Source organism: Nitrococcus mobilis Nb-231 (genome assembly GCF_000153205.1).
In the GTDB taxonomy this organism is placed as follows: Bacteria; Pseudomonadota; Gammaproteobacteria; order Nitrococcales; family Nitrococcaceae; genus Nitrococcus; species Nitrococcus mobilis.
Window position 1 is genome coordinate 2,315,171 of record NZ_CH672427.1, and the last position, 6,752, is coordinate 2,321,922.

Consider the following 6,752-nt stretch of genomic DNA (forward strand, 5'->3'; position numbering starts at 1 on the left):
GTTTGTTTTGTCGTCTTCAAAATGGCAGTTTCAAGCCGGGGCGGACACGCTCGATCAACTCTCGGAAGGTCGTCTCGATACGCTCGAGCGCTACGGTATCATCGCCCTCGAAGCGTAATACCAGACAAGGTTGGGTGTTGGAAGCACGCACCAGGCCCCAACCGTCCGGGAAATCGACCCGTAGGCCATCGATGGTGGTCACACGGGCGTTGCCGAAGCTCGCCCGTTCTCGTAATGTGTCCATGAGCCGCGGCGGCTCACCCTCTTCCAGGTCCAAGCGCAGCTCGGGGGTGCTGACGGCCTCGGGTAGCTGTGCGAAGACCTCGGCGCTTGTTCGCGGATCCATGGAGAGGATTTCCAGTAGTCGTGCGGCGGCGTAGATTGCATCGTCGAAGCCGTACCAGCGGTCGTTGAAAAAGATATGGCCACTCATCTCGCCCCCCAGCAGCGCCCCCGTCTCGCGCAGTTTGCTTTTGATCAATGAGTGGCCGGTTTTCCAGAGTATGGGTACGCCGGCCGCTTCGGTGATGACGTCGGCGAGCCGACTGGTGCACTTGACGTCGAAGACGATATCCGAGCCCGGGTTGCGGCTGAGAATGTCTTCGGCGAAGAGCATCAACTGGCGATCGGGCCAGATGATCTTGCCCTGATTGTCTACTACGCCGAGCCGATCGCCATCGCCATCGAAGGCGAGGCCGAGGTCCGCCTGTTGCGCGTGCACTTGCTGGATCAACGACTCCAGGTTCTCGGGCGCGGTGGGATCGGGGTGGTGATTCGGGAAGTCGCCGTCGATTTCGCAAAACAGTTCTACGACTTCGCAGCCCAGGGCTTGGATGAGATCGGGCGCGAGCTCGCCGGCCACTCCATTGCCGCAATCCACGACTACTTTGAGGGGACGGTGTAACGCCACGTCGTGCAATACACGCTCCCGGTAGGCTGCGAAAATATCCTGGCGCTCTATCCCGCCGCGCCCGAGGTGCAAATCGCCGCTTTCGATACGCCGTCCCAAAGCCTGGATGGCTTCGCCAGAAAGGCTCTCGCCGCCGAGTACGATCTTAAGTCCATTGTAGTCGGGCGGATTGTGACTGCCGGTTACGATTACACCGGCGTGGCTGTCGAGATGATAGGTGGCGAAATAGACAACCGGGGTAGGAACGCGGCCGATATCGATTATGTGCCGGCCCGCCGCCGCCAGTCCTTCGTTCAGCGCTTTCGCGAGCTCTGGACTGGAGTGGCGGCCATCATAGCCCACCACAATGGTCTGCTGATCTCGGGCAGCGGCTTCACTGCCGATCGCCCGACCTAACCAATGCACCACTTCGGGTGTCAGGGTTTTGCCGATGGTGCCGCGAATGTTGTAGGCGCGCAGAATGGAGGGATCGATGGGGGGCGCCGATGCGAAGTCATGCGGTGCGGCGTTGATTTCGGCGACTTCCATGGGTTGTGGTGCCGCCACCGGCTTGGCTGCCCGTTCTGAATCAACTGCGGGTTCGACCGACTCTTCTGGAGATCCGGCCGCAGCGATCGGGGTCTGCGGTGCGCGAGTCGCGGACAAAGCCGCAGTGAGCGCCGCTTGCAGCTCCCGCAAGCGCACAGTGTAATGGGTTTGCGGTTTTCCGGTCAGGCAGTCCTGGACGATACGTGCGAAGGTTTGGCCGTCGGCGGCAAGCATCCGGCGCAGGCGTACACTGACGATCACTGCGCTAAGCAAGATCAGCAATATCGCCGCGGAGACGACCGTGAGCGCGAGCGGTGTGTTCATTCCGGCCAGTGGATCGGCACTGTGCCCATCGATGTACTCGAGCTGCCAAGCGGTGCCGGCCACAGCGAGACGGATACGGGGTCCGGCGGCTTGGCGGTTTCCTGACTCGGCCAGCATCACCGAGGCGTCGGCGGAGTGCCGCCGCAAACCGATCCAGGCTTGTGGTGGTGGGGTGAGCTGTTGAAACCAGCGATCAGCGGGTAGGGTCAGCACCAGTGCGCCGAGGATCGCATCGCCCGCACGGACCGGTTCGACCAAGTTAACGCTGGCACCCGGGCGCCCTGGCAGATGGACCTCCGCAGGGGGGCGATGCCCTGCGGAAGCCACTTTGACCATGTCGAGCAGAGCGTAACCGATGGGAGGTGTGGCGTTCGGATCGGGTGACAAGCCGCCCTTTGGCACGATAAGCAGACGAGCGGCTGGCGGGAGCGCTGATTGGAGCACCTGGGTGAGCTCGATCAAGGTCGATTGATCGCCGTTTTGCAGTGCTTTTTGCAATACCTCGAGGCGGGCTGTTTCGGCAAGCGCCTCATAGAGGGTGGCGATCTGTGCCGTGAGATTACGGCTGATCAACTCCGCTGTGTGGTTGGCGGCCGCTTGCCAGAGCGCCTGCTTGGCGCGCTGTCCAAGTGCCGCGGTTAATATCAGCGAGGCGAGCAGAAGCAGGACGGCGACCAGCGCCACGCTGATGAAATAGCCGGTGATGGCTTTGGGGCCTTTCGGTGCAGTTGCTGCAGGCGCATCCTGCGGGCGTGCGCGACGCTTCCCATTTTCCTTCATGGCATTATCCGGACTGCTTGCTGGTATTCACCTGCACTTTATTCTCAGGATCGGCGGGCGATTGGCGCGAATTGCGTGTCTTGAGCCGTGTTAACGCTCTTTAATGATCTAATGACGTCCGGAATGTCCGAACCCGCGTTCGCCCCGCCTGCTGGGGTCGAATGCCTCTACGAGTTCGAGCGCGGGTCGGGCCACCGGGATAAAAATGAGCTGGGCAATACGCTCCCCCGGTTCGATAGTGAATGGTTTCATGCCGCGGTTCCAGCAGGAAACAAAAATCTGGCCCTGATAGTCGGAGTCGATCAGCCCCACCAGATTGCCGAGCACGATGCCGTGTTTATGGCCCAAGCCCGAGCGAGGCAGGATAAGCGCGGCGAAACCGGTATTGCCGATGTGTACCGCGATGCCGGTGGGTATCAGCTCAGTCTGATCGGCGCCGAGCGTCAAAGGGGCCTCGAGGCAGGCACGCAGATCGAGCCCCGCCGAGCCGTCCGTAGCATATTCCGGCGGGGTGAATTCACTTTCGAGCCTAGGATCCAGAATGCGCAGCTGAACTTTGTGCATGGTAGCGCTCGCTGATGATCTCGATGAGATGTCGGGCCACTTGGGCTTTGGTGGCTTGGGCGATACTCACGTGTCCCCCTTCCCAGAAGACCTCCAGAGCGTTGCTCGTGCTATCGAAGCCCAGGCCCGGTCGTCCGACCCAGTTGGCGGCGATCATATCCAGTTGTTTATGGCAGCGCTTGTGCTCGGCATGCTCCTTCAGTCGATGGGTTTCCGCAGCAAAACCCACCGTGAATGGCCGCCCCTGGTCGAGCGCTGCAACCGCTTGCACGATGTCGGGATTTCGTACCAAGCGTAAGGTGAGCGCCGTCTCCTTCTTTTTGATCTTCTCGGCGGATCGCGTCGCGGGACGATAATCGGCCACCGCCGCCGCGCCGATAAAGATATCGCAGTCCTCGATGTGCTGCATGACCGTTTCATACATCTGCTGCGCCGTTTCCACATCCCAGCGCTCGATACCTGCGGCAAGGAACTCTCCTGATGGGCCAGCGATTACGATCACCCGTGCACCGGTTTTTTGGGCGGCGGCGGCCAACTCGAAACCCATTTTCCCGGAGCTGCGATTGCTGATGAAGCGCACCGGATCGATCGCCTCGCGGGTCGGCCCGGCGGTGATCATGACCGTGCAGCCCTGCAATGCGCCGGGTGAGTAGAGCTCACTCAATCCCGCGACGATGGCCGCCGGTTCCAGCATACGTCCGGGACCCACTTCGCCGCAGGCCTGATCGCCCCAGTCGGGACCCAACAGACGCACCCCGCGTGCTTCGAGTTGGGCTCGGTTGGCCTGGGTCGCCGCGTGGGCCCACATGGCTTGGTTCATGGCCGGGGCAAGTACGATGCGGGCGCGCGTGGCAAGGCATAAGGTGGTCAGCAGATCGTCGGCATGGCCGTGGGCCAGTCGCGCCATGAAATTCGCGCTGGCCGGTGCCACCAGGACCAACTCAGCCCAGCGGGCAAGCTCGATATGGCCCATGGCGGCCTCGGCGGCCGGATCCAGCAGATCGCAATGTACCGGCTTACCCGAGACCGCTTGGAAAGTCAGCGGGCGGACGAACTCCTTGGCGGCGCGGGTCATGGCAATGCGCACCTCGGCGCCGGCCTCGCGTAGCCGCCGCGCCAGATCGGGGCTCTTGTAAGCCGCGATGCCGCCGGTAACGCCGAGTAGGATATGGCGTGCGGTAAGGGCAGGCATGGTGTCAATGCTCTCGGTTCAGGAAAGATGCTACAGATTACCCAAAAAACGGTCTGCTTAACCCGGTTCCGTCTGCAGCGCCGCACTTTGGGCGCGCTAGCAGGGCTCGAGGACGGAGGGCTGGTGGTGCATTGCAGTGATCCAAGTGCGCTCGCGCGCGAGCCGGCCACTCGTACGGCCCGCCCATGAGCCTCCGGACAGGATGCGGGTGTGCGGCAATCGAGTGTAGAATCGACACCGCACTTTGCAAAGGCTAGCAAAACCTTGCAAGCAAGCGGTGACAGGGAGGGTTACCATGGCGATTACCGATTGGCCGGCGGCCGAACGGCCCCGGGAGAAGTTACTGTTGCGCGGCGCCGAAGCGCTATCCGATGCCGAGTTGCTGGCCATCTTTCTGCGCACCGGGCGACCCGGGCAGACCGCGGTGGATTTGGCAAGGGAGTTGCTGACCGATTTCGGCGGGCTGCGTGCTTTGTTGGAGGCTGATTTGAGCCGTTTCTGCGCGCGCGGAGGATTGGGGCCGGCGAAGTTCGCCCAGCTTCAGGCGGTGTTGGAAATGGGGCGGCGCCATCTCGGAGAGCGGCTGCAGCGCGGCGACGCCTTCGCCAGCCCTGAGGATACTCGGCGCTTTTTGCAGACCCGGCTGCGAGGTTATCCCTGCGAGGTTTTCAGCTGCTTGTTCCTGGATAATCGCAATCGCCTGATTGCTTTCGAGGAGCTGTTTCGTGGCACGATCGATGCTGCCAGCGTCTATCCTCGGGAGGTCGTGCGACGTGCCCTGGAACGCAACGCCGCGGCATTGATCGTCGCCCACAACCATCCATCGGGCGTATCAGAGCCGAGCCGCGCGGATGCTATGTTGACTCAACGTTTGCGGGAAGCGCTCGCGTTGGTCGATATCCGGCTTTTGGACCACTTCGTGGTGGGCGATAGCGAAGTGGTTTCACTTGCCGAGCGTGGTTTGATGTAGCGCTTTCCCGACGATGGGGCCGAATTGGACGTATGCGAGCTTTTCGTGACCAAGATGGGCGGCGCTGGGACGCCGTGGTGGGGCGTGAGTCCTATGGTATCCAGGTGCTGTTGTTCTTGCCCGAGGGCGGTGGGGAGACTCGCAAAGCCGCCATGACTTCTACCACGCGGTTGGAAGCGCATCGAGAGGTCGATGCGCTGACCGATGCGGAACTCTGCGAGCGCCTCGCCCGCTCCCAACCCTGGGACTCAGATACTCGGTTTTCCGGCTGAGGGGTGTTTTCTGACATTGCATCGGCAAACACCGATACTGAAAAAGTGTCTCCGGAGGCCGCCGTACCGCGTAGCGTAACCGAGCCTGTCTCCGTATCCTACAAAGAGGACGGGCGCCCGCGTGGCGGTTAGGCCGGAGTGCCCATGGCCAAACGTAGCTTCTTCAGGGCGTTTTTCTCCAGCTGGCGGATGCGTTCGGCGGAGACCGCGTAGCGCTCGGCAAGCTCCTGCAGTGTCGCTTTGGGCTCGTTGAGCCAACGCTCATGCACGATAGCGCGGCTGCGCTCGTCCAGATGCGCCAAAGCGGTCGCGAGCGATTCACTTTGGTGGGTCTGCCAATCGTGCGACTCGATCTCCTCGGCCGGGTTCGGGCGTTGGTCCCTGAGGTACGCCGCCGGCGCGCGTACGATGTCGTCGTCTTCAGCCGCATCCGGTCCCGGGTCGAAGCTCACTTCCTGACCCGACAGTCTCAATTCCATTTCCTGCACGGTCTCGGGTTTGACGCCCAGGTCATTGGCCACGGCGTCGACCTCCGCGCGGTTCAGCCAACCGAGGCGCTTTTTGGCGCCGCGCAAGTTGAAGAACAGCTTGCGCTGCGCCTTGGTCGTAGCGACTTTGACGATGCGCCAGTTGCGCAGAATGAACTCATGGATCTCGGCGCGGATCCAGTGCACGGCAAAAGAGACCAACCGCACCCCGACAGCCGGATCGAAACGTTTGACCGCCTTCATCAGACCGATGTTGCCTTCCTGGATCAGGTCGGTAAGCGGTAGGCCATAGCCCTTATAACCACGAGCGATGTGGACCACGAACCGCAGATGCGACAGAACCAACCCACGTGCGGCCTTGAGATCATTGTGGTCACGGTAGCGGCGCGCCAGTTGATACTCCTCTTCGGCGCTGAGCGTTGGAAGGCGATTGACCGCCTGAATGTAATGCTCCTCGCTGCCGAGCTTGAGAGGCAATGTGCTTAGATCGGATCGAACTAGCGCTTTGGTCATTTCCATCTCGTCTTCCCTATGGTCGTGGCCGATGAACGCCTTTCAGATCGACTCTTACGATGGTGGCTATTTTAGCATTGCTTCGTTTTCTTCGAGGATACAAGTCATATAAAGTTCCCCGTTGTAAAGACATGTTCGATGCTTTCCTACCACGTGGATGGCACAACGTGGCTTATCGAAGCTGCCGATGATGAGTCATTACTAGGGCCTG

General features: G+C 61.3%; 6 protein-coding genes. 2 read left to right on the top strand and 4 right to left on the bottom strand.

Annotated elements, in window-relative coordinates; genetic code table 11:
* Nucleotides 1-16: 16 nt before the first annotated feature.
* The 3 genes from NB231_RS20055 to coaBC form a co-directional block, all read right to left on the bottom strand.
* Nucleotides 17-2,542, bottom strand: coding sequence for a phosphomannomutase/phosphoglucomutase (locus tag NB231_RS20055; RefSeq protein WP_005002583.1), 2,526 nt, complete (start codon nt 2,540-2,542; stop codon nt 17-19).
* 108 nt (nt 2,543-2,650) lie between these two features.
* Entirely contained in the window at nt 2,651-3,106 is a 456-nt protein-coding gene (gene dut, locus NB231_RS10560) for a dUTP diphosphatase (RefSeq protein WP_005002585.1), read from the bottom strand.
* The gene (gene coaBC, locus NB231_RS10565; RefSeq protein ID WP_005002586.1) at nt 3,072-4,298 is read right to left on the bottom strand and encodes a bifunctional phosphopantothenoylcysteine decarboxylase/phosphopantothenate--cysteine ligase CoaBC; all 1,227 of its coding nucleotides are present in this window, start codon (nt 4,296-4,298) and stop codon (nt 3,072-3,074) included. Before coaBC ends, dut begins: the two co-directional genes overlap by 35 nt.
* Nucleotides 4,299-4,593: 295 nt before the next feature.
* Between coaBC and radC the strand changes: the two genes are divergently transcribed.
* Entirely contained in the window at nt 4,594-5,268 is a 675-nt protein-coding gene (radC, locus tag NB231_RS10570) for a RadC family protein (protein ID WP_005002587.1), read from the top strand.
* 32 nt (nt 5,269-5,300) lie between these two features.
* Complete coding sequence (locus NB231_RS10575; RefSeq protein WP_005002588.1) at nt 5,301-5,540, top strand: hypothetical protein; 240 nt, start codon at nt 5,301-5,303, stop codon at nt 5,538-5,540.
* Nucleotides 5,541-5,668: 128 nt separating this feature from the next.
* Here the strand turns inward: NB231_RS10575 and rpoH are convergent, their stop codons facing one another.
* A complete protein-coding gene (gene rpoH / locus NB231_RS10580) occupies nt 5,669-6,547 on the bottom strand; it encodes an RNA polymerase sigma factor RpoH (RefSeq protein WP_005002589.1) in 879 nt (292 codons plus the stop codon).
* Between the last annotated feature and the right edge of the window lie 205 nt (nt 6,548-6,752).

What these genes read in the sequence shown, in the direction of transcription:
- NB231_RS20055 (WP_005002583.1), bottom strand. Translation starts at nt 2,542, where the DNA reads ATGAAGGAAAATGGGAAGCGTCGCGCACGCCCGCAGGATGCGCCTGCA.
- dut (WP_005002585.1), bottom strand. Translation starts at nt 3,106, where the DNA reads ATGCACAAAGTTCAGCTGCGCATTCTGGATCCTAGGCTCGAAAGTGAA.
- coaBC (WP_005002586.1), bottom strand. Translation starts at nt 4,298, where the DNA reads ATGCCTGCCCTTACCGCACGCCATATCCTACTCGGCGTTACCGGCGGC.
- radC (WP_005002587.1), top strand. Translation starts at nt 4,594, where the DNA reads ATGGCGATTACCGATTGGCCGGCGGCCGAACGGCCCCGGGAGAAGTTA.
- NB231_RS10575 (WP_005002588.1), top strand. Translation starts at nt 5,301, where the DNA reads ATGCGAGCTTTTCGTGACCAAGATGGGCGGCGCTGGGACGCCGTGGTG.
- rpoH (WP_005002589.1), bottom strand. Translation starts at nt 6,547, where the DNA reads ATGGAAATGACCAAAGCGCTAGTTCGATCCGATCTAAGCACATTGCCT.